The organism is Mannheimia haemolytica (assembly GCF_004342115.1).
Classification (GTDB): Bacteria; Pseudomonadota; Gammaproteobacteria; order Enterobacterales; family Pasteurellaceae; genus Mannheimia; species Mannheimia haemolytica.
Genome location: NZ_SMAC01000002.1, coordinates 109,586 through 133,395, shown reverse-complemented (window position 1 = coordinate 133,395; position 23,810 = coordinate 109,586). Strand labels below are relative to the sequence as shown.

The following is a 23,810-nucleotide window of genomic DNA, read 5'->3' as shown; positions in this document are numbered from 1 at the left end:
GTTGTGTTTTAAGAGCATAAAAAAGGTGGGATTACCCCACCAAATCAATCAAAATGAAAATGAGTAGATGAAAATCTATTATGAAAACGGTGCTAAATATATTTTTATTATAAATGAAAGTCAATATCATTTAGTTTTAGGTGAGGGTAAATTTTAGGATAAATAAAAAATAACCGACTAAATTACTAGGTAATTCAATCGGTTATAAGTGGTCGGATATTTAATAAAAAATCTTATTTTTATGAATAGCTATTCAGCTTGTCCCCAAGGAGCAACCTTAAACAACATTAGCATTCCCGGAATACCAATAAAGAAACAGAGCCAGAAGAATTGGTAATAGCCCATCATTTCCACTAAATTCCCTGTGTATGCCCCTAACATTTTGCTTGGTAGGGCAGCAAGGCTGGTGAAAATGGCGAGCTGCATTGCAGTGTAAGCGGGATTAGTTTCACGAGCCATAAAGGCAACGAAAGCCGCTGTGCCTAAACCCACGCCCAGATATTCACTTGCCATCACTAAGCCTAATTTCCAAAGCTCGGCAGCTCCAATGCTTTCGGTAGGGAAATGCTCAAAACTGGCAAGGTAAGCGAAGCCTAAAATAGTAATTAATTGTACAAATCCGAACAGCCATAAGGCTCGGTTAACGCCCAATTTCAACATTGCCACGCCACCAATAATACCGCCGCCAATGCTGCACCAAAGTGAAGTTATTTTCACAATGCCGGCAATGTGCGATTTAGTAAAACCCATATCCAAAATAAATTTGGTTTGTAGCGTAGTTGCAAGGGAATCGCCTAATTTATATAGGAAAATAAATAGAATCAGCCCAATCGCTCCTGCCACGCCTTTACGGGTGAAAAACTCTTTGAACGGATCGACAAACGCCATATAAAACGGCTTAGAACGGTCGATTGGCTTATGATTCGGCTCGGCAGCGATTATTAGCGTAACGAATAAGCAAGGCACTAAAAAAGCAGCGGTAATCAGAAATACGGTATCCCACGCATAGTGGTCGGCTAAAAATAATGAAAGCCCACCCGGAATCAGCCCTGCAATACGATAAGCATTAACGTGGATAGAGTTACCTAACCCGAGTTCGTTATCCGATAAAATTTCACGCCGAAAGGCATCCACCACAATGTCTTGCGTGGCGGAAAGAAAAGCTAATAGCACAGAAAGAGTAACAATAATTGAAATATCTTGCACTGGGTTGAACAAGCCAAAGCTGGCTAAAATCACCAATAGCCCGATTTGTGAAATGAAAATCCAGCTTTTGCGTCTGCCTAAAAAAGGTGGAAAGTAGCGATCTAACAATGCAGCCCACAGGAATTTCCACGTGTAGGGCAAAGAGGTCAGGGTGAAGGCGGCAATAGTTTTAATATCTAAATTGGCACTGGTTAGCCAAGCCGGCATTAGCTGAATTAACACAAACAACGGTAAACCGGAACAAAAGCCGGTGTAAACACAAAGCAACATATTTTTAGTAAAAATCTGTTGCCAGATAGAGCGTTTGGGTTCGTGACAAGCGGTCATATTTCTCCTACATTTTGCAAAATAAAAAGGGGAAGAACTGAGCCAATATAGCATAATTTTAAAGGCGACTCTAACCCTTTCCATTTCGTCACAGATAAGGTTTGACAGCCTTGCGACATATTTCTATTATTCCTTTTAATCAAACTAAAAAACTGGAAGCAGAGTATGAACACGCAGCATAGAACCGAATTACTTCAAAATGCCCTTACCGAACGCATTCTTATCTTAGACGGTGCGATGGGAACGATGATCCAAAAATATAAACTAACCGAATCTGATTTCCGAGGTGAACGTTTTAAAAACAGTACCATCGATCTTAAAGGCAATAACGACCTACTCACACTCACCCAGCCACTCCTGATTTCTGCTATTCACGAGAAATATTTAGCCGCCGGTGCGGATATTATCGAAACTAATACCTTTAGTGCGACGACCATTGCTCAAGCAGATTATGAACTTGAAAGTATTGCTTATGGGCTGAATCTTGTGGGGGCAAAACTTGCCCGTCTTGCCGCCGATAAATTCTCCACCCCTGAAAAACCTCGTTTTGTTGCCGGTATTCTTGGGCCGACTAACCGTACTTGTTCGATTTCCCCTGATGTTAATGACCCCGGTTTCCGTAACATTACCTTTATGCAACTGGTGGAAGCCTATGCCGAGGCAACCCGTGGTTTGATTGAAGGTGGGGCGGATCTGATTATGATCGAAACCATTTTCGATACCCTGAATGCCAAAGCGGCGGTGTTTGCAATTGAAACAGTGTTTGATGAACTGGGCGTGAAATTGCCGATAATGATCTCCGGCACCATTACCGATGCCTCAGGGCGAACGTTGTCAGGGCAGACCACGGAGGCGTTTTATAACTCGCTCCGCCACGCCAAACCGCTGACGTTCGGCTTGAACTGTGCGCTCGGGCCGAAGGAACTCCGCCCTTATGTAGAGATGATGTCGAAAATCAGTGAGACTTTTGTTTCGGTTCACCCGAATGCCGGCTTGCCAAACGCTTTTGGCGGGTACGATTTAGGGGCGGAAGAGATGGCGACTTACATCAAAGAGTGGGCAGAACTCGGCTGGCTGAATATTGTCGGCGGCTGTTGTGGCACCACGCCGGAGCATATCCAAGCCTTTGCCGAAGCAACCAAAGGCGTTGCGCCTCGTAAATTACCTGAAATTCCAACCGCTATGCGTTTGTCGGGCTTAGAACCGCTGACGATTGACGATAATTCGCTGTTTGTGAATGTGGGCGAACGCAATAACGTCACCGGTTCGGCAAAATTTAAGAAGCTGATTAAAGAAGAAAAATTTGCGGAAGCGATTGAAATTGCCATCAGCCAAGTGGAAAACGGGGCGCAGGTGATTGACGTGAATATGGACGAGGCGTTGCTCGATTCCAAAAAATGTATGACCCGTTTCCTCAACATTCTTGCTACCGAACCTGAGGCGGCAAAAGTGCCGATTATGATTGACTCCTCGAAATGGGAGGTGATCGAGGCGGGCTTGCAAACGGTGCAGGGCAAGCCGATAGTGAACTCCATTTCACTCAAAGAGGGCGAAGAGAAATTTATTCACCAAGCCAAACTCTGCCGCCGCTATGGGGCTGCGGTGGTGGTGATGGCATTTGACGAAGTCGGGCAAGCGGATACCGAAGAACGCAAGGTAGAAATTTGTACCCGAGCTTATCGGATTTTGGTTGATCAGCTCGGCTTCCCACCGGAAGACATTATTTTCGACCCGAACATTTTTGCGATTGCCACCGGTATTGAAGAACACAATAACTACGGCGTGGATTTTATCCAAGCCTGTGAGCGGATTAAACGAGACTTGCCACACGCCAAAATTTCCGGCGGGGTGTCGAATGTCTCTTTCTCTTTCCGAGGCAACAATGTGGTGCGTGAGGCTATTCACGCCGTGTTCCTCTACTATGCGATCAAAGCCGGAATGGATATGGGGATCGTGAACGCAGGGCAGTTGGCGATTTATGACGACCTCGACCCTGAACTGCGAGAGGCGATTGAAGATGCGGTGCTGAACCACCGTCATGACGCTACCGACCGCCTGTTGGAAATTTCCGAAAAATATCGGGGCGTAAAAGTAGAAAGTGCCGATGAAAGTGCCGCCGAGTGGCGAAATTTACCTGTGGCAGAGCGTTTAAAACACGCCCTCGTAAAAGGCATAACGACCTACATTATTGAAGATACCGAAGAGGCTCGCCAGCAATTTGCCTCTCCGCTGGAAGTGATTGAAGGGCCGCTCATGGCGGGTATGGACGTGGTGGGCGACCTGTTCGGAGACGGCAAAATGTTCCTGCCGCAAGTGGTGAAATCGGCTCGGGTAATGAAACAGTCCGTTGCCTATTTAGAGCCGTACATCAACGCCACCAAGCAGAAAGGATCGAGCAACGGCAAAATGGTGATCGCCACCGTGAAAGGTGATGTACACGACATCGGCAAAAACATCGTTAGCGTGGTGTTGCAGTGCAATAACTTTGAAGTGATAGACTTAGGTGTGATGGTGCCTGCCGATGTAATTATCGAAACTGCTATTCGGGAGAAAGCCGATCTCATTGGGTTAAGCGGACTAATTACCCCATCGCTGGACGAAATGGAGTATTTTTTAGGTGAAATGAACCGCTTGAAGCTCGATATTCCGGTGCTGATTGGCGGCGCAACGACCTCAAAAGAGCATACGGCGATCAAACTTTATCCGAAATATAACTACCCCGTAGTCTATACCGCCAACGCTTCACGTTGCGTAACCGTCTGTGCGACCTTGATGAACCCTGAGGCAAAAGCCGAATTTTGGGAAAAAACCAAAGCCGAATACGAAGAAATTCAGCGTAAATTTGCCGTTCGCAAACCACTTCGCAACGGTTTATCTATTGAGGAGGCTCGAGCCAATCGTTTTGACGGATTTAGTGGCGAATGGGCAGACTATGTGCCGCCAACGCCAAAACAGACCGGCATTATCGAGTACAAAAATGTACCGATTGCCACCCTACGCAAATTTATCGACTGGTCGCCGTTCTTTATGCTCTGGGGCTTAATGGGCGGTTATCCTGATGCCTTTGATTATCCGGAAGGCGGCGAAGAGGCACGCCGTGTCTATAACGATGCCCAACGGGTGCTGGACGAATTTGAGCAAAACGGCAAGCTCAACCCAAGTGGGATTATGGGCATTTTCCCTGCCGTGCGTGAGGGCGATGATATTGCAATTTTAAACGAAGATCGCACCGCTTGTATCGGCAAATCCTACCACCTCCGCCAACAATCCGAACGAGGCAAAAACAGCAAAAGCCCGTACAACCTCTGTTTAAGCGATTTTATCGCCGACCGAGAAAGCGGACAACAAGACTGGTTCGGAATGTTCGCCGTTTGTGCCGGCATTGAAGAACACTATTTAGTTGAAAGCTACAAAGCGGCAGGCGATGACTACAACGCCATTTTGCTCCAAGCCGTTGGCGACCGCTTGGCAGAAGCAATGGCGGAATACCTACACTTTGAGCTACGCACCAAAGTCTGGGGCTACACCGTGGAAGACGAAGACAACGGACGCTTAATCCGTGAAGAATACATCGGCATCCGCCCTGCGCCCGGCTACCCAAGCTGCCCGGAACACACCGAGAAACAGATAATTTGGGACTTGTTAGAGGTGGAACAACGCATCGGCATGAAACTCACCGAAAGCTATGCCATGTGGCCGGCAGCAAGTGTCTGCGGCTGGTACTTCACCCACCCTGCCAGCAACTACTTCACTCTCGGCAAGATTGATGAAGATCAGGTGTTGGATTACGCCAAACGCAAAGGCTGGGACGAACTCACGGCGAAGAAATGGTTAAGTGTGGCGATGAAACAAGATGTCAAGTCGCAGGCTGAAAACATTTAATGTAGTGGCGGGTTTTAACCCGCCTGTTACAAGCGGTTGGTTTTGAGATAAAATATGCAAAATTTATCTCTCTTTTATGCAAAGAAGTTATCATCGAGAACAAAACAATGATTGAAAAACTAAATTATCACTTAGTACAACTTTTAAAAGACAGTAATTATCAATTAACTCAATTTTCTCCTGCGTATATAAAAAAATTAGAGGAATCTATTTTCCTCAAATCAGGGAAAAATGGAGATATTCCTCATATTCAATGTCTTGTTCGTAAAAAGGATATTAAGCTCACACCTGAAGAAGCAGTACGCCAACTCTATTTAATGAATTTGCATTATGAATATGATTATCCATTTGAACGAATGGAATTAGAATATTCTGTTGTATTCGGGCGTGAGAAGAAACGAGCGGATATTGTCATCTTTGATAGAGATAATCCTAACGCTGTCTATATTATGGTGGAGCTGAAAAAGCCGAAATTAAAAGATGGTAAAGAACAATTAAAATCTTATTGTAATGCGACTGGAGCACCTATTGGTGTATGGACAAATGGCGAAAGTATTTCTTACTATAATCGCCGTGATCCTAATTATTTTAAAGATATTCCCGATATTCCGAATGCTCAACAAAAACTTTCTGATTTATTACAAGAACGTTGGACTATTCAAGATCTGATAGATAATGACAAAATTGCCAAACAACGTAAATCATTGAAAGATCTTGTTATTGAAATGGAAGATGAGGTACTGGCGAATGCTGGAGTTGATGTTTTTGAAGAGTTATTTCAACTTATTTTTACTAAACTCTATGATGAAATGGAAAGTACACGCAATAAAAGTCGTTATTTAGAGTTTCGTAACTATGGTGATACCGAAAGTGAATTAAAGGCAAAAATTCAATCTCTATTTGATCGTGCAAAAAATAAATGGGAAGGCGTATTTGCTGAAAGTGCCAAAATCAACCTTTCCCCTTCGCATTTGGCGATTTGTGTATCTTCATTGGAAGAAGTAAAGCTGTTTAATTCTAACCTTGATGTAGTGGATGAAGCATTTGAGTACTTAATTAATAAATCCAGTAAAGGAGAGAAAGGACAATACTTTACGCCTCGTTACGTCATTGATATGTGCGTAAAAATGCTCGATCCAAAACCTGAAGAAACAGTCATTGATACCGCAGCAGGAAGCTGTGGTTTTCCAGTTCATTCTATTTTTCACGTTTGGGAAAAACAACTTAAAGCGAGAGGATTAGAACGCTCACACTTATTTACTGCTGAAGAAAAATTGCCTGAACAAACAGATTATGTGAAAGAAAAAGTCTTTGCGATTGATTTCGATGAAAAGGCAGTACGTGTTGCTCGTACCCTAAACTTAATCGCAGGAGATGGGCAAACCAACGTACTACATTTAAATACCTTAGATTATGAACGTTGGGAAGATTTTACTAAGGAAGAAGAATGGAATGATGTATATGGAGAAGGCTGGAAAAAATTAAGAAAATTACGTAAAACTAAAAATGAAAATCGAGATTTCCAATTTGATGTGCTAATGGCAAATCCGCCTTTTGCCGGTGATATTAAAGAAACTCGTATATTAGCTCGCTATGAATTAGGCAAAAATAGCAAAGGAAAACAGCAATCCAAAGTCGGACGAGATATTTTATTTATTGAACGCAATTTAGATTTCTTAAAAGACGGTGGACGAATGGCGATTGTGCTACCACAAGGGCGTTTTAACAATTCCAGCGATAAATATATTCGTGATTTTATTGCAGAGCGTTGCCGCATTTTAGCTGTTGTGGGCTTACACGGAAATGTGTTTAAACCACATACCGGCACAAAAACTTCCGTACTATTTGTGCAAAAATGGCACGATGAACTTTGCCCGAAAGTAGAGGATTACCCGATTTTCTTTGCCACAATGCAGAAATCCAGCAAAGATAATTCAGGCGATAAAATCTATGTTAAAAACGCTGATGGCACACTCAAATTAGACAACCATCAACACCTAATTGTGGAGCACGATCTATTTAATCACGATAATAGTACCCAAGACGGCATTGCAGAAGCCTTTATTGAATTTGCTAAAAAAGAAAAGCTCTCTTTTGTGGGAAAGGATTAAGCCCATTTGACCCTGCTAAATATCAGGCATTGTTAGATGGGCTAGAGGTGAGCGAGGTTTATTTGAGTAAGGTTCGTTCTGCAAGTTATTCGGAACGAATGGATAGTACTTTCTTTTTGAAAAAATACTTAAACCATCCGAGTTTTAATTTTCCATTATCGCTGAATGAGGTTTCTCTGATTAAAAGTGGTACAACACCAACAGATCGAGATGATAACTTAAAAGAGGGGGTTGTCTTATTAAAAACCAATGATATTAGGAATAATCTATTAAATAAGTACTCTTCGGTAGATTATTTTATTAGCGAAGATATCAATGAGAAAATGATTTCATCACAACTGAAAGAAGGGGATGTTTTAGTAAATATCGTTGGTGCAACTTTGGAGGTTGTTGGTCGGGTAGCTTATGTTAGTAGCACTTTTCCAAAAGCAAATATTACACAAGCAATGTCTTTTGTAAGATTAAAATCAAAATATAATAAAGAATTATTACCAACGTATTTATTTGCTTTTTTACAAAGTTCTTATGGAAAAATCCAAATTAACCGGAATGCACGTCCAACAGGACAATACAATCTGAATAATGAGGAGCTTGGTGCGATTAAAGTCCCCTTAATTGATCTAGAAACACAAAAGCAGGTAGATAAAATCATTAAGCAAAGTAATGATTTTGTACAAAAATCAACACAAAGTTACCAAGAAGCTGAAACTTTATTATTAGAAAATCTCGGTTTGAGAGCTTTTCAAGCTGATAGCAATCCTGTAAATGTTAAATCCTTAAAAGAGAGTTTCTTACAAACAGGACGATTAGATGCAGAGTATTATCAAACTAAATATGAGCAATACTGGAATTTAATTCAATCGCAAGATTATGTTTTTATTCGTGATGAATATTTACATATCACCCAAAAACCTGATTGGACAAAACCGATGTATCAATATATTGAAATTGGTGATGTTAATATTGGTGATGGTTCATATCAAACGAATTGGATAGAGACACAAGAATTACCTGCTAATGCTAAAACTCAAGCCCAAACAGGTGATATTTTAATTTCAACCGTTCGCCCTTATCGTGGTGCAGTAACAATTATCGGTGAAAATGATCAAGATTTAGTTGTTAGTGGTGCGTTTACAGTATTACGCAGAAAGGAAAACTCTGTTTTTAATAATGAAGTTTTAAAGGTGCTATTACGGTCAGAACTATATAAAGATTGGTTACTACAATTTAATGTAGGTACGAGTTATCCTGTAATTAAAGATAACGATATTTTGAATTTACCAATTCCTAAAATAAGTGGAGAAATCCAAGAAAAAATTGCTGAATATATCCGCCAAAGCAACGATTTAAGGCAGCAAGCACAAAATTTACTCGCTCAAGCTAAAAATAATGTAGAGTTTGAAATTGAAAATAATTCATTTAATATCAATGAGTTAGAAGTGCGGGGGGGGGGTAGATCCTGCTAAGCCTTATGGTTTATTGGCGAGATCTTCTTATTTTGCACGTTTAGCAGAATGGACTTTATTAGAACATTTACTTGTCAAACAGCCTGAAAATATTTCGGTATGTTCATTCGGTCAATCATTCGGTACAAGCGGTCGTTTAGATGCAGAATATTACCAACCTAAATTTGCAAGCTTATTTGCACAATTAGCCAATTTCAAAACGATGAAATTAGGTGAGATTGTTAATTTACAAAAATCGGTAGAACCGGGCTCGGAAGCTTATCAAACAGAGGGAATACCCTTTGTGCGTGTATCGGATTTATCTAAATTCGGCATCAGCCAAACAGATAAATACTTACATCCGAAAGATTTTGGCAATGTTGTAAGACCTAAAAAAGACAGTATATTACTGACTAAAGACGGCACAGTCGGCATTGCTTACCGTGTTCCGCAAGATTTGAATGTGATTACATCAGGGGCAATTGTGCATCTAGAGCTTAAAACTGACGAAGTTTTACCCGATTATTTGGCGTTAGCATTGAATTCTCCTGCTGTACAATTACAAGCGGAAAGAGATGCGGGAGGCTCTATTATCCAACATTGGAAACCGTCTGAAATTTTAGATGTAGTGATTCCGGTATTACCTAAAAATATCCAGCAAACCATTAGCGACAAAGTACAACAAAGTTTTGCATTGAGAGTAGAAAGTGAAGTTTTACTGGAAAAAGCTAAAATACTTGTAGAACAAGAAATAGAAAATATGAGGTAATAATGCCTAATCATAATCAAGATTTGAAAAAAGAGTGGTTTAATAAAGCAAGGATAGATTACCACTCTCTTTTTTAATGTTATGGCTCAGTTGTAATAGCTGGTATAACTTCCATTATTCCTTAGGTAAGGATAGAACACATATTGATAGAATAAAATCGGATACCAGTAATCAAAACAAACTTTATAAAGAGTTTGAAAGAATATTCACCTCTGGAAAAATAAAAGAAAAAACTAATTTATGGAATAATATTGAGCAACTTCATTTTGCATTAGTTCAGGCAGAGTTAAAATATTCAGGTAGCAATATTCCAAGTGAATATTCTAAATTTAACTTGGAAAATGTGCTTATTGATTTTCCTAACAAGACAAATTCTGTAGCATATCAGAATCTAGTTATTCACAACGCAAAAACGCGTGCAGGAAAATTAAAAACACAATATGCAAATGCTCACGATTTAGGCAATTTGGTTTTAGTAGAGGATATCCAAAAAATATTTTCCGGGTTATTAGAAATAATTTATCAAGTTCGTTGCCATTTGGTACATGGTAGCTTAAGTCCAACACCTGAAAACCACGAAGTTGTTAAATATTGCTATTTGATTTTGTGGGATTGTTTAAAAGGATTTTGTGATTAGTTATTGTCAATAAAGCTACAAGCGGTCAATTCTCCCAAAACTTTGCAAATTTCCCCGCAAAACTGACCGCTTGTTCTCCTCTATCCATTCACCTCAACCAACTTTTCTCTCTACCCCTACTCAAAATCGGTTAAACAATCTGTTGAGGTAAATGTTGTGTCGGAATGGGATTTAATCTTAATGAAACTGAAAAAATCTTCTGCCAAGCAAATTTCCCTAAAATTGGAAGTTCATTTCCAATTTTTCAATCCCCCACATTTCCCTTTTCTCCCAATCCATTTCAGCTTTCACCCCAAAAGCCGTTGCAATATTTTCGGCAGTTAAGACCGCTTGTGTGTTGCCGTTGGCGAGTAAATTACCGTTTTTAAGCAGAATGATTTCATCGCAAAAACGGTAGGCAAGGGGCAGATGATGAATCACCACCACGCAGGTCTGGGTTGGGGTGAGGGCTTTGAGCTGCTGCATAATGTCGATTTGGTAGTAGGGGTCGAGGGCGGCAATCGGTTCATCGGCAAGCAAGATCGGGGCTTGTTTCATCAAACAACGGGCGAGTTGCACTCGGGTCTGTTCACCGCCGGAAAGGCATTGGTAAGTGTTATCCAGCAGGTGAGAAATCGCCAACTGTTCGGCAACCGAACGCACCTTTTGACGCTCTTGTTCGGGCGAAAGCGGTGCGGGCAAGCCGAGTGCTATCACATCATATACCGAAAGTTGCCACGCCACGTTGAGCTGTTGGGCAAGGTAGGCAAATTGTCGGCTCCGTTCAACGGCGGAAAGGGCGTGCAGTTTGCAATTTTCCAGCCAAATTTCACCGCTTGTCGGGCGTAGAATGCCGGCAATCGCTTTGAGCAACGAGGATTTCCCCGCCCCGTTTGCCCCCATAATGCCGATCAATTTGCCTTTTGGCAGATAGCAAGAGAGGTGTTGAATACCGTGAGCAAGGGTGAGGTTTTCAATCTTGATCATTGTGCCAATCTCCGTTGCTGGGTGAATAAAATCCAAATCAAAAACGGTGCGCCCAAAATCGCCGTGAGCGTGCCGATGTAAATGCGGGCAAAAAACGGCACATATTGCACCGCTAGATCTGCAATCAGCAGTAACAACGCCCCGATTAAAGCGGAGGTGAGGTAAAGCTGAGACGGTGGTTTTTTCAGCCAAATACGGGCAAGATGCGGAGCAATTAAGCCGATAAAACCGATAGTGCCGGTTTGTGGAATAGTTGCTCCGACCAACAGCGCCACGCCAATGCTAACGGTAAAAAAACTGCGTTGCAGGTTGATGCCCATTGTTGCAGCGGTCTCTTCGCCGAAGGTTAGCAGGTCGAGATAACGCCGTTCCCGATAGAGGCAGACAATGCCGAGCAAGATCAAGGGGAACGCCCAACATACTGCCTCTGCGGTTGCCCAGACTAATGAGCCTTGTAACCAGCGGTAGAGTTCCGCCAACGCCCACGGGCTTTCGGCATTGGAAAGTAGTAAAGTCACCGCTGCCCCGAGCAACACGTTTACCGCCACGCCACTTAAAATCATCATTGTAGTGCCGTGGCGAAAGCTAATCAGCCACACCAGCAAAAACGCCCCCAACGCACCTGCTACACCGCCAAACAGTAGCCAGCCCATCGGGGCTGAAAAATAGTAGAGCAGAAACACGCTCACCGCCGTTGCCCCCGAACTGCTCCCAAGCAAACCGGGGCTGGCAAGCGGATTTTGAAACACGCCCTGCATCGCATTACCGGCAAGCGCAAGGCTGGCGCCCGTCAGCACCGCCAAGCCGATACGGGGCAGTCGAATTTCGCCCAGCACCAGCCAGCGCAGATCGCTTAGCACGCCTTCGGCATTTTTTAGCAAGGCAAAATCGCCCAGTTGGTAAAAGGCTGCGCTGCTAACAATCAGCAACAACAAGCTTCCAAGCACAATGTTTAATTTCTTCATTCTTCTTTCTCTCATCAAACGTGCAGATTATACCATAGCGCCAAAGTCAAGCTGAAAACGCTATTTTTGCGATCGCCATCGAAAAAATAGCGTTTGCCGAATGTAACCTACGACAGGCTTTGCTATATTCCTTCAATCAGCCTAAGTTTTGTATTTAAAACATTACAGATTGGGGGTAGAATGTACCATATTGAACGCACTGAAATTTTCGACCAATGGCTTGAAAATTTAAAAGATCCACTTGCTGTGGTGACCATTGCAAGACGTATTGAACGTGCCGAAAGCGGAAATTTTGGCGATACCAAATATATCGCAGAAGGAATTTCCGAAATGAGATTAAACGTCAGCAAAGGTTATCGCCTTTACTATGCACAAAAAGGTAGCATTATTTATATACTACTAAATGGAGGATATAAAGGCACGCCAAGCTGATATTGATAAAGCATAAAATGCTATGGGCAGAAATTAAACAGCATATGGCAGAACAGGAGAAAAAGAATGAACGAATTATACGATGACCCGATTCCACAAGCCACTCGTGAAAAATATGGTATCACCGAATTTGATGCCGCCGAATACCTCACCAATGACGAGCTAATCGCCCTTTATTTGGCGGAAACATTGAAAGACGGCACGGACGAGGAGTTTATTCAGGCATTGAATACCGTGGCACGAGCGAAAGGAATGAATGAGTTAGCGAAAAAAGCAGGGATCGGGCGTGAAAGTTTGTATCAAAGCCTTTCCAGCAGTAAGCCCCGTTTTGAGACTATCCGCAAAATTATTAGCGCATTAAATTTGGAGTTGTCGGTCGTTAAGGCGTAAGTTTGTGCATTAATTGTATCCCCTGCCAAACCCCGTGGTCGAAACAGTAGGTGTATTTCATCGGTAGGACAAGCGGTGGATTTTGGCTCATTTTTTGCCATATTTTTTGTAATGCTGGGTGTTTGAGCAGTTCGGCTTGGTTGTTATAGCTTTGGTTATCGGTGAGGAACAATAACTGTTTGGGTTGCGCTAACAGCAGTTTTTCCAGCGAGAAATTCTGTGGCGTGAGGTCGCTTTTTAATGGCGATAGACCGAGAAGATGCAACAACGTTTGATATTGCGGAAAATGCGGTTCGATCATACCCGTTTCGCTTAGAATTAAAGTTTCAGCAAGCGGTTGTTTTAGCGGAATTTTTTGCAAACGTAGCCGTTCCACCAGCTTTTCCGCTTTGGCTTGATTTTGGGTTAGCTCGCCCAGTTGTAAAATCAGTGTGAAAAGCTGTTCGGGTGTTTGCGGACTGTCGTTTAATGCGACTAACTTAAAGCCAAGCTGTTTCAGCCGTGCGGTGAGTTGCGGATAGAAGGTTTCATTCAGTAAAATGGTGCTGTCGGCATAGGGCAACAGGGCGGTGAGTTCAGGCTCAACGGTGGGCTTGTCCGTGTTCAGTTTATCCAACATCATCAACGGCTTTTGGGAATAGGGCGACATCGCCCGAATTTGCTGTGGTTCGGCAAGTTCCAGCAACAGACGGTCGCTACACAAATTTGGCGATAAACGGTAAGCTCCTGAAATACGCCCAGTGATAGAATTTTTAAACTGTGAATTATCGGTGTAACGGCCACTAATAGAAAAACTGTGATCTTGTTCGGTAAATAAGCGATATTCTAGTGCCGCACTTTTTTCGGATAAGGTTTTTTCACGCAAATATTTATCAGAGGTATAGCGTGTTTTTGCATAATCTGTCAGTAAACTGACCGCTTGTGTCACTTCTCCTTCACGGTCAAAGTTTACATCTAATTGATAATTCGCATTAAGTTGTTTTTCGTTGCTGTAGCGAGCATTTGAACCGAAATGTGTTGCTTTACTATTGAATTGGCTGATATTTGCTTGGTGTTTCAGCAGCTCTTGTTCATTTCCCCAATAACCGCCTAATTTAAAAGTTTGATTGCGAGTACGGGAATATTCACCGCTAACGTCTGAATTATAGCCATCAATATGAACGGTTTGGGAAGATTGAGCGGCAAGAACTTCTACCCCTTTGTTACCGAGGTCATAACCTAAACGTAAAGAGCCGTTATCACGATGAAAGCCATCTCGTTCGCTTGCACCACCGGTTTTCACTTCTGAGCCTGTTTCTGTGGTATAGCTGAAATGGTTTTTACTCAGTGCGGAAATGCCTTTGGTACGATGGCTATCACCGTGTAAGGCATAGTAGAAACCGTTGTGAAATCCGGAAAGTGTTGCGCTGGCATCACGGGTATTATTTGAGCCTAAACCAAGATCGACCTCCGCATTGAATGGTTTCTCTTTGTATAAACCGCTTTTAGTGGTGATATAAACTACACCACCCATAGCACTGCTTCCCCAAAGGGCGGATTGCTCGCCACGCAACACTTCGATACGTTCGATATTGCTAATCGGTAAGCCACCAAAATCGAAATTTCCAATATTAATCGGATTGACTTTTACACCGTCAATCACAACCGCAGTATGGCGAGATTCTGCCCCTCGTAAAAATAAGCTAGTAAGAGTACCACGCCCACCTTGTTGCCCAATCGCCACGCCCGGCACAGTCTTTAACACATCACTCACATAAGTCGCATTGCGTGCGGCAAAATCTTTTTCGGTAAGAACCGTCACGCTGGAAGCGGTTTTGTCTTGGTTGATTGGGGTTGCATAGGCGGAATAGACTGTTACGGAATCAAGCTGAGTCATCTCATTTTGTGCAAAAGCTGTACTTGCTAGTGCAACAGAAATGGCGAATGCTGTGGGATTCTATTGATCGCCTAAGTCCTTTAAAACCGAAATTTGTTTCGGTAACTTATGGAGCAAATTCTGGTGAGCGAGATCGTACACACAGTATTGTGAAATCAATCCAAGAAAAAACAGGGATCATTTCAGCTCCGCACTTAACAGGCATTGATGCAACACCGGAAGAATTAAAGGTAATTGCCAAAGATTATTGGGATAGTGGTATTCGCCGAATTGTTGCTTTGCGTGGCGATATACCGAAAGGTTATGATAAAGCACTATTTTACGCCTCAGATTTAGTCGCTTTATTAAAATCAGTAGCAGATTTCGATATTTCCGTGGCTGCCTACCCTGAAGTTCACCCTGAAGCAAAATCAGCACAGGCAGATTTACTTAACTTGAAACGTAAAATCGATGCGGGTGCAAACCACGTTATTACGCAATTCTTTTTTGATGTAGAGAGTTATTTACGTTTTCGTGATCGCTGTGTTTCTATTGGGATTGATTGTGAAATTGTGCCGGGTATTCTGCCGGTGACAAATTTCAAGCAGTTGCAAAAAATGGCAGCAGTGACTAATGTTAAGATCCCGACTTGGATGGGTAAAATGTACGAAGGGTTAGATGATGATCAAACCACCAGAAACTTAGTTGCAGCAAGTATTGCAATGGATATGGTGAAAGTGCTTTCTCGTGAAGGGGTGAATGATTTCCACTTCTATACCTTAAATCGTAGTGAACTCACTTATGCAATGTGCCATACTTTAGGCGTAAGACCTGATTTAACGACTGCATAATCGAACATTAAGGCTGTATAGCTAAATGAGCTATACCTCCTTATAGTTTTACTTCTCTTCAGCCACCCAAATCTCGCCATTTTTTAATAATAAATAGGCTTTGTTGGAATCGGCTTTGGTTTGTTTAATTCCAGCTGGCAGGGCGGTTGGCAATTCAGTGATCTTGCCTGTTTTATCCAACACAACAACTTGTTGATAGCCCATTTGGGGTATCAGTGCGAAAGTCTCTGTTGTCGCCACTAAATTGGTTTCGTGATCACCATAGCGGTGATTGCTTAAGCCGGAGGTAATAAAACGTTCAGCTAATTGGTTTCCTTTCAGGCTGTATTCAACCAAATTGCCTTTTAGATGTGGCATTTGGATTGCATAGAGCTTGCGGTTAAAGATAAACGGCGATTGCCAACGGTTAGTCGACAGCGGCTCACTTTCGGCTTCTATTGATAATTTTCCGTCTTTAACGCCAATCACAACAGTGCTGGCCCCATTGCCATCGCCAGAGATAACAGAAACGATCTTGGTTTTTCCATTTTCTGTGAAAGTCGCCCAGCGGTTGGCTTCAAATACTCGCCCTTGTTGGGTGAGTTTTTCTGCTAAGGGGTTTAGGGTATGGCGTTCTAGAAATTGAATTTCGCCTGCCTCTACATCATCGCCTAATACACCGTGTTGATATGTAAAATCATCAGGCTTTGCAAGTACAGCAATATGCCCTTGGTTAGGTGTTTCGGCATCAAAATCAATTTGCAGAGGGTGAGCATCAGGCAACACCTCGGTTTCTGCGGTGGCAGTAATAGTGGCTTGGTTTCCTTGCGTTTCAATTCTGGCTAACTTAAATTGTCCGTTTTGTTTGGTCACGGCAATGGTGGCAAAATTAAGGGCGGTCATTGTAGCTTTCGGGGCAAGGGGAATGTTGGAGGTATAGATTTTATCAGCCGTCCACAGCATAAAATGCCCGTTTTGATCCGCTAACGCAATTCGTTGGTATTGAGCTTTAGGTTCAATCTCGGTGGAAACTCCATCTGCCAGTTTTTGAGCTTGTTGTGTGACTCTCCATAATTGTTTTTGTTGGTTAATTACCACTAATTCGCCTTGTTCTGAAAGGTCAAATTGGCTTACTTTGCCAATTTGGGGAAGTGGGAGTGGAGAAAGCTGAACATCAGCAAACAAAGAAGCGGAGAACAAGCTTAAGATTAACAGAATAGATTTTTTCATTAGCGTTACCTAAAAAGAAGATTTAAATGATAAAGGGAGATGTTATCTCCCTTTACGCTTTAGCCTTTATAACCATTCGGGTTATTTTTTTGCCAATTCCAAGTGTCTTTCATCATTTGTTCTAGCCCACGCTCGGTTTTCCAACCCAGTTGCTCTAACGCTTTTTGTGGAGCGGAGTAGCAAACGGCAATATCGCCCGGGCGGCGATCTACCACTTTGTATGGAATAGTAATGCCATTTGCGGCTTCAAAGGCTTTTACCATATCTAGCACCGAATAACCTGTTCCTGTGCCTAAATTGTAAATGTGGAAACCGGCATCATTTTGGTGCTTGTCTAAGGCTTTTAAGTGACCAAGTGCTAAATCTACCACGTGGATATAATCACGCACACCTGTGCCATCGTGAGTATTATAATCGCCACCAAACACCGATAATTGAGGTAATTTGCCCACAGCCACTTGGCTGATAAACGGCATTAAGTTATTTGGGATACCGTTTGGATCTTCACCGATTAAACCGCTTTCGTGAGCCCCTACCGGGTTGAAGTAACGCAATACTACCGCACTTAATTGTGGGAAGGCTTTAACGGTATCTTCAAGAATGCGTTCAACCATATATTTGGACGTACCGTAAGGGTTGGTTGTGCCACCGACAGGGCAAGATTCCACAATCGGGATAATCTGCGGATCACCATAAACGGTCGCCGATGAACTAAACACAATGGTATTCACATTGGCTTTTAGCATCTCTTCTACCAATACAATCGAGCCGGTTACATTGTTTTGATAGTAACGTAGCGGTTCTCTGACGCTTTCGCCTACAGCTTTTAAACCGGCAAAGTGAATTACCGATTCAATCTGATTTTCCGCAAAAATTTTGCGTAAAATATCACGATCTAAAATATCGCCTTGATAGAATTTTACGCTCTTGCCGGTGATCTGCTTCACACGCTCAAGTGATACTTCAGAGGAATTAGAAAGATTATCTAACACCACGATTTCACGATTTTCGTTTAATAATTCAACTAATGTATGTGAACCGATGTAGCCTGCACCACCTGTAACTAAAATTGCCATTTTATGTTCCTCTATAAAATTAATACGAACCAAGGTTATTGTTGCTATTTTACCCGATTTAATCAGGCTTGCTAATATTTATTCAGTTTATAATGCCACTCCGGCTTCCGGCAGTAATTCCGGAATGCCGTTTTTAATCGGGTAAGCAATATTGAGCTTAGGGTTAATTAATCGGTTGTTCTCTTTGTCCCATTCTAATTTTTCATTAGAGACAGGGCAGACGAGGTTATTGAGTAGTGTTTCGTTCATCTTCTTTTCCTAGTTTTTGTAGAATCGGGGCTAACAAACAAGCGGTCGATTTTTCTGAAAATGTTGCAGAAACCGGTACATACCACCAATTTGGCTGTGCAAAATCGTGGCATTTTACCGCATCTTTCTCGGTCATTAATAACGGCGTTTGGCTATCAGCAAATTGAGCCAGCTGAGCCTTATCAAAGGCTTGATGATCGGCAAAGCCTTGAGTTTTGGCAAGCGGAATGCCTAATTTTTCTAACATCGTAAAAAAGCGTGGTGGGTGACCGATACCGGCAATCGCCACACAGGGTTGGGTAAATTCGCTTAATGGCTTGCGTTGATTGGTGACTAAATTAATTGCATCAGACGGTTCAAGCGTCATTAAATGCTCGTTAGCTTGCGGTGTGCCGCCGTTGCAAATAACCGCTTGCACGGAGTTTAAACGGCTCGGTAATTCACGCAATCCGCCCGCCGGCAGCACAAAACCGTTACCGAAACGCCTTACGCCATCAACCACCACCCATTCCATATCTCGCTGTAGGGCATAGTGTTGCAAGCCATCATCGGTGATGATGATGTCCGGCTCAAACTGACTTAATAGTAATTCAATGCTTTGTTGGCGGTTTGGAGAAATAGCCAAAGGCACATTGGTTCGCTGAACAATCAGAACCGGTTCATCACCCACCATTTCAGCAGAACTTTCTCGGGTAACTAATTGCGGAAACGTTTTCGCTTTACCGCCATAGCCTCGGGAAATCACACCTACTTTCACGCCACGCTGTTGCAATTGCTCTACCAGCCAAACCACCACTGGCGTTTTGCCGTTGCCTCCAACCGAGATATTACCGACTACCAGCACAGGCAAAGGCGAACGGTACGATTGCAAAATATTCAGAGAATATAACCGCTTGCGAGCTTGACTAATCAGCCAAAACAGCAACGAAAGCGGCGAAAGCAGCCAAGTGATAAGGGATTTTGTTTGCCAGATTTTCATATTATTTATTTTTAAGTGTTTCAACTAAATCTCGTAATAAGGCTAATTCACGTTTTTGGTTTTCGATAATTTCTTCTTTATGGGCTAATAATTCATCTTTGTGGGAGATAATAAGTTGTAAACGTTGAATTTCTTCTACTCCATTTCCTAATGAGATAAATGAATTAGTGAGATTATTATCTGTATTATTTATGTAAATTTTTCCTTCTTCCCCATAGGATAATAATTCGCAAATATCCATATTAAATATTTCTGCGATTTGTTCTATTTTCGGTAAATTAGAGATAGTTTCACCACGTTCTATTTTTGCATAACCTTTGGTTGTCATACTTAATTTTTGAGCCATTTCATCTTGTGTCCAATGATTATTTTCTCGCAGTAATTTGATTTTTTCGTGTACTTTCATATAACACCTATAGATTGTGGGAGTTGGGATATAACTTGATGTGGTAAAGGATAAATTTTGTGGATTGTAGCAGTTTATTGAGCAATTTAGAATAGAGTAAATTTTATCTTAAGCTCACAGGAGAAGAAACATTCATGAATAATCAATATAATCCATTATATGGAATGCTAGGTATTTTAGCGTCAGCTGCATCAGTAATTTTGCCTCTTTATGCAGCATATAAAGACTATCAATTTGGGGAGAATATGTTATCTCTTATGGATATAATTATTTTCCCGTTAGGTATTGTTCGTGGACTTATGTATTTATTTGGATAGATTATGAAAAAATATTTATTTTTTGCTTTTATGACATTAAGTAATGTTGCTTATTCTAATTTAGATGAGTGGTACTCAGCTTCAGATAAAGAGCGAAGAGAATTTATCGCAAAACATTTTGCAGAAGAAATAGTAAGAAGTGATAGAAATACACCGTATGATTATGCTATGTGCACTGGTAGAATGTTTGCTAAACAACTGACTCGAGATGAAGTCAAAGACTACCCTTTGGCAAACACTAAGCCGCAATATTTAACCCGTGATAGACGGATTGAGATTATGTCTAATTTACCTCGTGAAATATTACAAAATTGTGCTAAATACATACAGTAATTTTATGAGTAACACCACTTTGGAATTAAGTGGTGTTATTTTAATTTTAATAATGTCTCTAAAATCATCTCCAACATAAACTCAATAAAGCCGGTAGAATCATTTTGGCTGTCTGCGAGAGAAAGCATTTGATAATAACGTTGTTGATTTTCGTAAACCATTGTTTCAATCGGCAACCAAGCGAAAAGTGGGTTCCATTGTGCTAAAAGGACATTTTGCCATAATCGACCCATTCTGCCGTTTCCATCACTAAAGGGGTGAATCATTTCTATTTCATAGTGCATAACCGAGCTTTTAATGAGTGCAGGTGTATCATCTTGTTTAGCCCAAGAGAACAACTCATTAATCAAATTCTCTACGAATTGAGGACGAGCCCCCATATGCACAAGTTGCCCACTGAAATTATAAATGCCGACATCTTTTGAACGAAAAGCCCCTGCGTCATTTACTAAGTCAGCAGTAAGAAACTTATGTGCTTTGAGAAAATCTTTAATCGAGTAAGGATTATAGTGCATCATTTCATCGTAAGCGTCATAGGCATTTTTGACTTCACGAATATCTTTGGGGTGTCCGAGAACCTTTTTGCCCTTAATGATTGCGGTAACTTGCTCAATCGTTAATGAATTTGCCTCAATAGCTAAAGAGGCTTGAATTGATCTCAAGCGGTTATTTTTTCTAAGATGTAAATTACGCTCAAAATCCAATTGTAGCGTTCCCAATTTATGAGAAATTTCTACAACCAGATTCAGCATTTTAGTGGTAACTGTAAAAGGTGGTTTATAAGCCATTTTGCAATAATCCTAAAAAATTAAACCGCTTGTCATTGTTACTCCACCTTCGGCTTATCGCCGTTTTCAACACAGCCTTTGCCGATGGTGACTTTTTTCGCATTGAGGGTTGGGAGATCGTACATTGTGTCAAGTAATAAGTTCTCGACAATAGAACGTAACCCACGAGCCCCGGTTTTGCGGCTAATCGCTTTTTGGGCAATTGAAATTAATGCATCTTTGGTGAAGTGCAATTCAACGCCTTCCATTTCGAATAAGGCTTGATATTGCTTGATGATCGCATTTTTCGGCTCGGTTAAGATTTGAATCAGAGCTTCTTCGTCCAATTCTTGCAGCGGAGTCACCACCGGTAAACGCCCGATTAATTCAGGAATTAAGCCGAATTTGACTAAATCTTCCGGTTCAACTTGTTTGAATAGCTCGGTTAAATCTTGGCGATCTTTATCTTTTTTCAATGCCGCTGCAAAACCGATACCACCTTGAGTGTTGGTACGGGCTTCCACGATTTTATCTAAACCGGCAAAAGCACCGCCGCAAATAAAGAGAATTTTGGAGGTGTCCACCGGAATGGTTTCGCCTTTCGGGTGTTTGCGACCGCCTTGTGGGTTAATGTTCGCCACCGTGCCTTCAAGTAGTTTTAATAAGGCTTGTTGAACACCTTCGCCCGATACATCACGGGTAATGGATGCACTTTCCGATTTACGGGTGATTTTGTCGATTTCATCAATAAAAACAATGCCTCGTTCCGCTTGTTCGGCTTCAAAATCGCATTTCATTAATAATTTTTGAATCACGTTTTCGACATCTTCTCCCACATAGCCTGCTTGGGTAAGGGTAGTAGCATCAGCTACCGCAAAAGGTACGTTTAAACGGCGGGCAAGGGTTTCTGCCAACAAGGTTTTACCGCTACCGGTCGGCCCGATTAATAAAATATTACTTTTACCTAACTCTACGCCATTAGTGGTTTGATGGTTTGACAATGCACTTCTTAAGCGTTTGTAGTGGTTATAAACGGCCACCGAAAGCACTTTTTTCGCGTGTTCTTGACCGATGACATAATCATCTAAATGAGCGTGTAATTCGTGAGGTGTCGGCACATTGGTGAAAAAACTGCCTTCATCGTCTTGGTTTTCATCAATTAACGGCTCTTCTTCACCGTGTAATAAGGCGTAGGATTCCTCGATACATTCATTACAAATATAGCCTTCTGTGCCTTCGACTAATTGATCGACTTCGGTACGTTTTTTACCGCAAAAACTACAGTGGGGTTCTTTTTCAAATGCCATTACGCCACCTCACTGCGAGAAGTTAATACTTTGTCGATTAAGCCATACTCAGCGGCTTCTTCCGCAGACATAAAATTATCACGCTCGGTATCGGCTAACACTTTTTCATAGCTCTGACCGCTGTGTTCTGCCATACGGTGGGTAAGGGTAGCTTTCAAGCGTAAAATTTCTTCCGCTTGAATTTGAATATCGGTTGCTTGACCTCTCGCTCCACCTAAAGGTTGGTGAATCATAATACGAGCGTGCGGCAGAGCAAAGCGTTTACCTTTTGCCCCGGCTGAAAGCAAAAATGCCCCCATTGAAGCCGCTTGCCCTGTGCAAAGGGTTGCTACATCGGGTTTGATGAAGTTCATTGTATCGTAAATTGCCAAGCCTGCTGTTACCACGCCACCCGGTGAGTTAATGTATAAATAGATGTCTTTTTCCGGATCTTCGGCTTCTAAAAACAGAAGTTGTGCCACAATCAGGTTTGCCATATTGTCTTCCACCTGACCGTTTAAAAAAATAATACGTTCTTTTAATAAACGTGAATAAATGTCGTAAGAACGTTCGCCTTTTGAGGTCTGTTCCACCACCATTGGGACTAATGCCATTTTGTTTTCCTCTGTCGTAATACAAAATCTCGCTATTCTAGCAAATTTTCAGAAAATCATTAACAACAAGCGGTCAGATTGTTAAAATCTTTTGCAAATGATGAGGAAATTATGACATTAACAGAAATTTACCAAAAATTTGAACGTTGTAAATCGTGGGAAGAAAGATACCGCTTGTTAATTCAGCTAAGTCGCTTGTTACCAAAACCAAGTGAGCAAGAGTTGGCACAAATAGCGGAAATTGAGGGCTGTGAAAGCCGTTTATGGTTTGAATTTCAAGCTGAGCCACGAAAAGTAGTGGCATATAGCGATGCCCGTTTAATGCAGGGGATTTTATTTATTGTGAGTGTAGCTTTAACTGAAAAAACGGCAGAAGAGCTGAAAGGCTTTGACTTAAAAACGATGTTTGATGAGCTAAAAATTTCACAAAATTTAACCAGCACAAGGTTAAATGGGTTGGGTCAGTTACAGAAACATATAATGATGAATTTGTAATTTACCCTCTCCCACAAGGGGCGAGGGTAAATAAAATCCGCAGGATTTTATTCGGGAGAGGGGAATATAAAAAACCTCTGATTTCTCAGAGGCTTAAATTTGTTGGCGGAACGGACGGGACTCGAACCCGCGACCCCCTGCGTGACAGGCAGGTATTCTAACCAGCTGAACTACCGCTCCGTACTGGTGCTAAAATAATAGTGGTTTCCTCAACATTGAGCAAATAGTTTTTGCAAAATAGTG

The 23,810-nt window shown here is 41.9% G+C and carries 23 protein-coding genes and 1 tRNA gene; 11 read left to right on the top strand and 13 right to left on the bottom strand.

All coding sequences use genetic code 11. The annotated features are described in order from the left end of the window. Positions 1-249: 249 nt before the first annotated feature. Complete coding sequence (locus tag EDC41_RS01375; RefSeq protein WP_006251867.1) at positions 250-1,533, bottom strand: AmpG family muropeptide MFS transporter; 1,284 nt, start codon at positions 1,531-1,533, stop codon at positions 250-252. Between the two features lie 165 nt (positions 1,534-1,698). Between EDC41_RS01375 and metH the strand changes: the two genes are divergently transcribed. The 5 genes from metH to EDC41_RS01350 all read left to right on the top strand — a co-directional run bounded on the left by metH (position 1,699) and on the right by EDC41_RS01350 (position 10,377). Next, positions 1,699-5,415, top strand: a complete 3,717-nt coding sequence (gene metH / locus EDC41_RS01370; RefSeq protein WP_006251869.1) for a methionine synthase — start codon at positions 1,699-1,701, stop codon at positions 5,413-5,415. Positions 5,416-5,522: 107 nt separating this feature from the next. Beyond that, positions 5,523-7,526 (top strand): type I restriction-modification system subunit M, encoded by a 2,004-nt coding sequence (locus EDC41_RS01365; protein WP_115262451.1) that lies wholly within the window; start codon positions 5,523-5,525, stop codon positions 7,524-7,526. Between the two features lie 98 nt (positions 7,527-7,624). Next, positions 7,625-8,992 carry a restriction endonuclease subunit S gene (locus tag EDC41_RS01360; protein ID WP_020831139.1) on the top strand — a complete coding sequence of 456 codons (1,368 nt, stop codon included), beginning with the start codon at positions 7,625-7,627 and terminating at the stop codon, positions 8,990-8,992. A gap of 13 nt (positions 8,993-9,005) precedes the next feature. Then, entirely contained in the window at positions 9,006-9,740 is a 735-nt protein-coding gene (locus EDC41_RS01355) for a restriction endonuclease subunit S (RefSeq protein WP_006251873.1), read from the top strand. 76 nt (positions 9,741-9,816) lie between these two features. Next, entirely contained in the window at positions 9,817-10,377 is a 561-nt protein-coding gene (locus EDC41_RS01350) for a hypothetical protein (protein WP_006251874.1), read from the top strand. 216 nt (positions 10,378-10,593) lie between these two features. On the opposite strand, the gene EDC41_RS01345 is transcribed toward EDC41_RS01350, so the two are convergent. Together EDC41_RS01345 and EDC41_RS01340 are read right to left on the bottom strand one after the other, a co-directional pair. Beyond that, positions 10,594-11,343 carry an ABC transporter ATP-binding protein gene (locus EDC41_RS01345; protein ID WP_006251875.1) on the bottom strand — a complete coding sequence of 250 codons (750 nt, stop codon included), beginning with the start codon at positions 11,341-11,343 and terminating at the stop codon, positions 10,594-10,596. After that, entirely contained in the window at positions 11,340-12,308 is a 969-nt protein-coding gene (locus EDC41_RS01340) for a FecCD family ABC transporter permease (protein ID WP_006251876.1), read from the bottom strand. The genes EDC41_RS01345 and EDC41_RS01340 overlap by 4 nt, the downstream gene beginning before the upstream one ends. A 180-nt stretch (positions 12,309-12,488) precedes the next feature. Between EDC41_RS01340 and EDC41_RS01335 the strand changes: the two genes are divergently transcribed. Beyond that, positions 12,489-12,740, top strand: a complete 252-nt coding sequence (locus tag EDC41_RS01335) for a type II toxin-antitoxin system RelE/ParE family toxin (RefSeq protein WP_020831140.1) — start codon at positions 12,489-12,491, stop codon at positions 12,738-12,740. Between the two features lie 66 nt (positions 12,741-12,806). Then, positions 12,807-13,130 (top strand): addiction module antidote protein, encoded by a 324-nt coding sequence (locus EDC41_RS01330; RefSeq protein ID WP_006251878.1) that lies wholly within the window; start codon positions 12,807-12,809, stop codon positions 13,128-13,130. Here the strand turns inward: EDC41_RS01330 and EDC41_RS14085 are convergent. Beyond that, positions 13,120-15,006, bottom strand: coding sequence for a TonB-dependent receptor plug domain-containing protein (locus tag EDC41_RS14085; RefSeq protein WP_006251879.1), 1,887 nt, complete (start codon positions 15,004-15,006; stop codon positions 13,120-13,122). The two genes, EDC41_RS01330 and EDC41_RS14085, sit on opposite strands and share 11 nt — an antisense overlap. Positions 15,007-15,053: 47 nt before the next feature. Between EDC41_RS14085 and metF the strand changes: the two genes are divergently transcribed. Beyond that, positions 15,054-15,836 carry a methylenetetrahydrofolate reductase gene (gene metF, locus EDC41_RS01320; protein WP_006249044.1) on the top strand — a complete coding sequence of 261 codons (783 nt, stop codon included), beginning with the start codon at positions 15,054-15,056 and terminating at the stop codon, positions 15,834-15,836. 48 nt (positions 15,837-15,884) lie between these two features. On the opposite strand, the gene EDC41_RS01315 is transcribed toward metF, so the two are convergent. From EDC41_RS01315 to EDC41_RS01295, 5 genes are all read right to left on the bottom strand, one after another. Continuing rightward, positions 15,885-17,045: a hypothetical protein gene (locus tag EDC41_RS01315; RefSeq protein ID WP_006249045.1), complete on the bottom strand. Its 1,161-nt coding sequence runs from the start codon at positions 17,043-17,045 to the stop codon at positions 15,885-15,887. 59 nt (positions 17,046-17,104) lie between these two features. After that, positions 17,105-18,121: a UDP-glucose 4-epimerase GalE gene (galE, locus tag EDC41_RS01310; RefSeq protein WP_020831141.1), complete on the bottom strand. Its 1,017-nt coding sequence runs from the start codon at positions 18,119-18,121 to the stop codon at positions 17,105-17,107. 87 nt (positions 18,122-18,208) lie between these two features. Next, complete coding sequence (locus tag EDC41_RS01305) at positions 18,209-18,370, bottom strand: Trm112 family protein (RefSeq protein WP_006249047.1); 162 nt, start codon at positions 18,368-18,370, stop codon at positions 18,209-18,211. Continuing rightward, positions 18,348-19,349, bottom strand: coding sequence for a tetraacyldisaccharide 4'-kinase (lpxK, locus tag EDC41_RS01300; RefSeq protein ID WP_006251881.1), 1,002 nt, complete (start codon positions 19,347-19,349; stop codon positions 18,348-18,350). Before lpxK ends, EDC41_RS01305 begins: the two co-directional genes overlap by 23 nt. A 1-nt stretch (position 19,350) precedes the next feature. Further along, the gene (locus EDC41_RS01295) at positions 19,351-19,755 is read right to left on the bottom strand and encodes a helix-turn-helix domain-containing protein (RefSeq protein WP_006251882.1); all 405 of its coding nucleotides are present in this window, start codon (positions 19,753-19,755) and stop codon (positions 19,351-19,353) included. A gap of 134 nt (positions 19,756-19,889) precedes the next feature. Between EDC41_RS01295 and EDC41_RS01290 the strand changes: the two genes are divergently transcribed. Both EDC41_RS01290 and EDC41_RS01285 read left to right on the top strand, forming a co-directional pair. Next, on the top strand, positions 19,890-20,072 hold the full coding sequence (locus tag EDC41_RS01290) for a hypothetical protein (protein WP_006249050.1): 183 nt from the start codon (positions 19,890-19,892) through the stop codon (positions 20,070-20,072). Positions 20,073-20,075: 3 nt separating this feature from the next. Next, positions 20,076-20,405 carry a hypothetical protein gene (locus tag EDC41_RS01285; protein WP_006251883.1) on the top strand — a complete coding sequence of 110 codons (330 nt, stop codon included), beginning with the start codon at positions 20,076-20,078 and terminating at the stop codon, positions 20,403-20,405. 35 nt (positions 20,406-20,440) lie between these two features. On the opposite strand, the gene EDC41_RS01280 is transcribed toward EDC41_RS01285, so the two are convergent. Genes EDC41_RS01280 through clpP form a run of 3 tightly spaced genes read right to left on the bottom strand, consistent with a single transcriptional unit; the run spans position 20,441 to position 23,072 of the window. Continuing rightward, positions 20,441-21,193 carry a Fic family protein gene (locus EDC41_RS01280; RefSeq protein WP_006249052.1) on the bottom strand — a complete coding sequence of 251 codons (753 nt, stop codon included), beginning with the start codon at positions 21,191-21,193 and terminating at the stop codon, positions 20,441-20,443. 38 nt (positions 21,194-21,231) lie between these two features. Beyond that, positions 21,232-22,479 carry an ATP-dependent protease ATP-binding subunit ClpX gene (gene clpX / locus EDC41_RS01275; protein ID WP_006251884.1) on the bottom strand — a complete coding sequence of 416 codons (1,248 nt, stop codon included), beginning with the start codon at positions 22,477-22,479 and terminating at the stop codon, positions 21,232-21,234. Further along, positions 22,479-23,072 carry an ATP-dependent Clp endopeptidase proteolytic subunit ClpP gene (clpP, locus tag EDC41_RS01270; protein ID WP_006251885.1) on the bottom strand — a complete coding sequence of 198 codons (594 nt, stop codon included), beginning with the start codon at positions 23,070-23,072 and terminating at the stop codon, positions 22,479-22,481. The genes clpX and clpP overlap by 1 nt, the downstream gene beginning before the upstream one ends. A 111-nt stretch (positions 23,073-23,183) precedes the next feature. Between clpP and EDC41_RS01265 the strand changes: the two genes are divergently transcribed. Beyond that, entirely contained in the window at positions 23,184-23,567 is a 384-nt protein-coding gene (locus EDC41_RS01265; RefSeq protein WP_006249055.1) for a SufE family protein, read from the top strand. Between the two features lie 103 nt (positions 23,568-23,670). Here EDC41_RS01265 and EDC41_RS01260 read toward each other — a convergent pair. Then, a tRNA-Asp gene (locus tag EDC41_RS01260) sits at positions 23,671-23,747 on the bottom strand. Between the last annotated feature and the right edge of the window lie 63 nt (positions 23,748-23,810).

What these genes read in the sequence shown, in the direction of transcription:
- EDC41_RS01315 (WP_006249045.1), bottom strand. Translation starts at nt 17,045, where the DNA reads ATGAAAAAATCTATTCTGTTAATCTTAAGCTTGTTCTCCGCTTCTTTG.
- clpP (WP_006251885.1), bottom strand. Translation starts at nt 23,072, where the DNA reads ATGGCATTAGTCCCAATGGTGGTGGAACAGACCTCAAAAGGCGAACGT.
- lpxK (WP_006251881.1), bottom strand. Translation starts at nt 19,349, where the DNA reads ATGAAAATCTGGCAAACAAAATCCCTTATCACTTGGCTGCTTTCGCCG.
- EDC41_RS01365 (WP_115262451.1), top strand. Translation starts at nt 5,523, where the DNA reads ATGATTGAAAAACTAAATTATCACTTAGTACAACTTTTAAAAGACAGT.
- EDC41_RS01265 (WP_006249055.1), top strand. Translation starts at nt 23,184, where the DNA reads ATGACATTAACAGAAATTTACCAAAAATTTGAACGTTGTAAATCGTGG.
- EDC41_RS01335 (WP_020831140.1), top strand. Translation starts at nt 12,489, where the DNA reads ATGTACCATATTGAACGCACTGAAATTTTCGACCAATGGCTTGAAAAT.
- EDC41_RS14085 (WP_006251879.1), bottom strand. Translation starts at nt 15,006, where the DNA reads ATGACTCAGCTTGATTCCGTAACAGTCTATTCCGCCTATGCAACCCCA.
- EDC41_RS01280 (WP_006249052.1), bottom strand. Translation starts at nt 21,193, where the DNA reads ATGGCTTATAAACCACCTTTTACAGTTACCACTAAAATGCTGAATCTG.
- EDC41_RS01360 (WP_020831139.1), top strand. Translation starts at nt 7,625, where the DNA reads ATGGATAGTACTTTCTTTTTGAAAAAATACTTAAACCATCCGAGTTTT.
- EDC41_RS01290 (WP_006249050.1), top strand. Translation starts at nt 19,890, where the DNA reads ATGAATAATCAATATAATCCATTATATGGAATGCTAGGTATTTTAGCG.
- EDC41_RS01345 (WP_006251875.1), bottom strand. Translation starts at nt 11,343, where the DNA reads ATGATCAAGATTGAAAACCTCACCCTTGCTCACGGTATTCAACACCTC.
- metH (WP_006251869.1), top strand. Translation starts at nt 1,699, where the DNA reads ATGAACACGCAGCATAGAACCGAATTACTTCAAAATGCCCTTACCGAA.
- EDC41_RS01375 (WP_006251867.1), bottom strand. Translation starts at nt 1,533, where the DNA reads ATGACCGCTTGTCACGAACCCAAACGCTCTATCTGGCAACAGATTTTT.
- EDC41_RS01340 (WP_006251876.1), bottom strand. Translation starts at nt 12,308, where the DNA reads ATGAAGAAATTAAACATTGTGCTTGGAAGCTTGTTGTTGCTGATTGTT.
- EDC41_RS01285 (WP_006251883.1), top strand. Translation starts at nt 20,076, where the DNA reads ATGAAAAAATATTTATTTTTTGCTTTTATGACATTAAGTAATGTTGCT.
- EDC41_RS01350 (WP_006251874.1), top strand. Translation starts at nt 9,817, where the DNA reads ATGTTATGGCTCAGTTGTAATAGCTGGTATAACTTCCATTATTCCTTA.
- galE (WP_020831141.1), bottom strand. Translation starts at nt 18,121, where the DNA reads ATGGCAATTTTAGTTACAGGTGGTGCAGGCTACATCGGTTCACATACA.
- clpX (WP_006251884.1), bottom strand. Translation starts at nt 22,479, where the DNA reads ATGGCATTTGAAAAAGAACCCCACTGTAGTTTTTGCGGTAAAAAACGT.
- EDC41_RS01330 (WP_006251878.1), top strand. Translation starts at nt 12,807, where the DNA reads ATGAACGAATTATACGATGACCCGATTCCACAAGCCACTCGTGAAAAA.
- EDC41_RS01295 (WP_006251882.1), bottom strand. Translation starts at nt 19,755, where the DNA reads ATGAAAGTACACGAAAAAATCAAATTACTGCGAGAAAATAATCATTGG.
- metF (WP_006249044.1), top strand. Translation starts at nt 15,054, where the DNA reads ATGCTGTGGGATTCTATTGATCGCCTAAGTCCTTTAAAACCGAAATTT.
- EDC41_RS01305 (WP_006249047.1), bottom strand. Translation starts at nt 18,370, where the DNA reads ATGAACGAAACACTACTCAATAACCTCGTCTGCCCTGTCTCTAATGAA.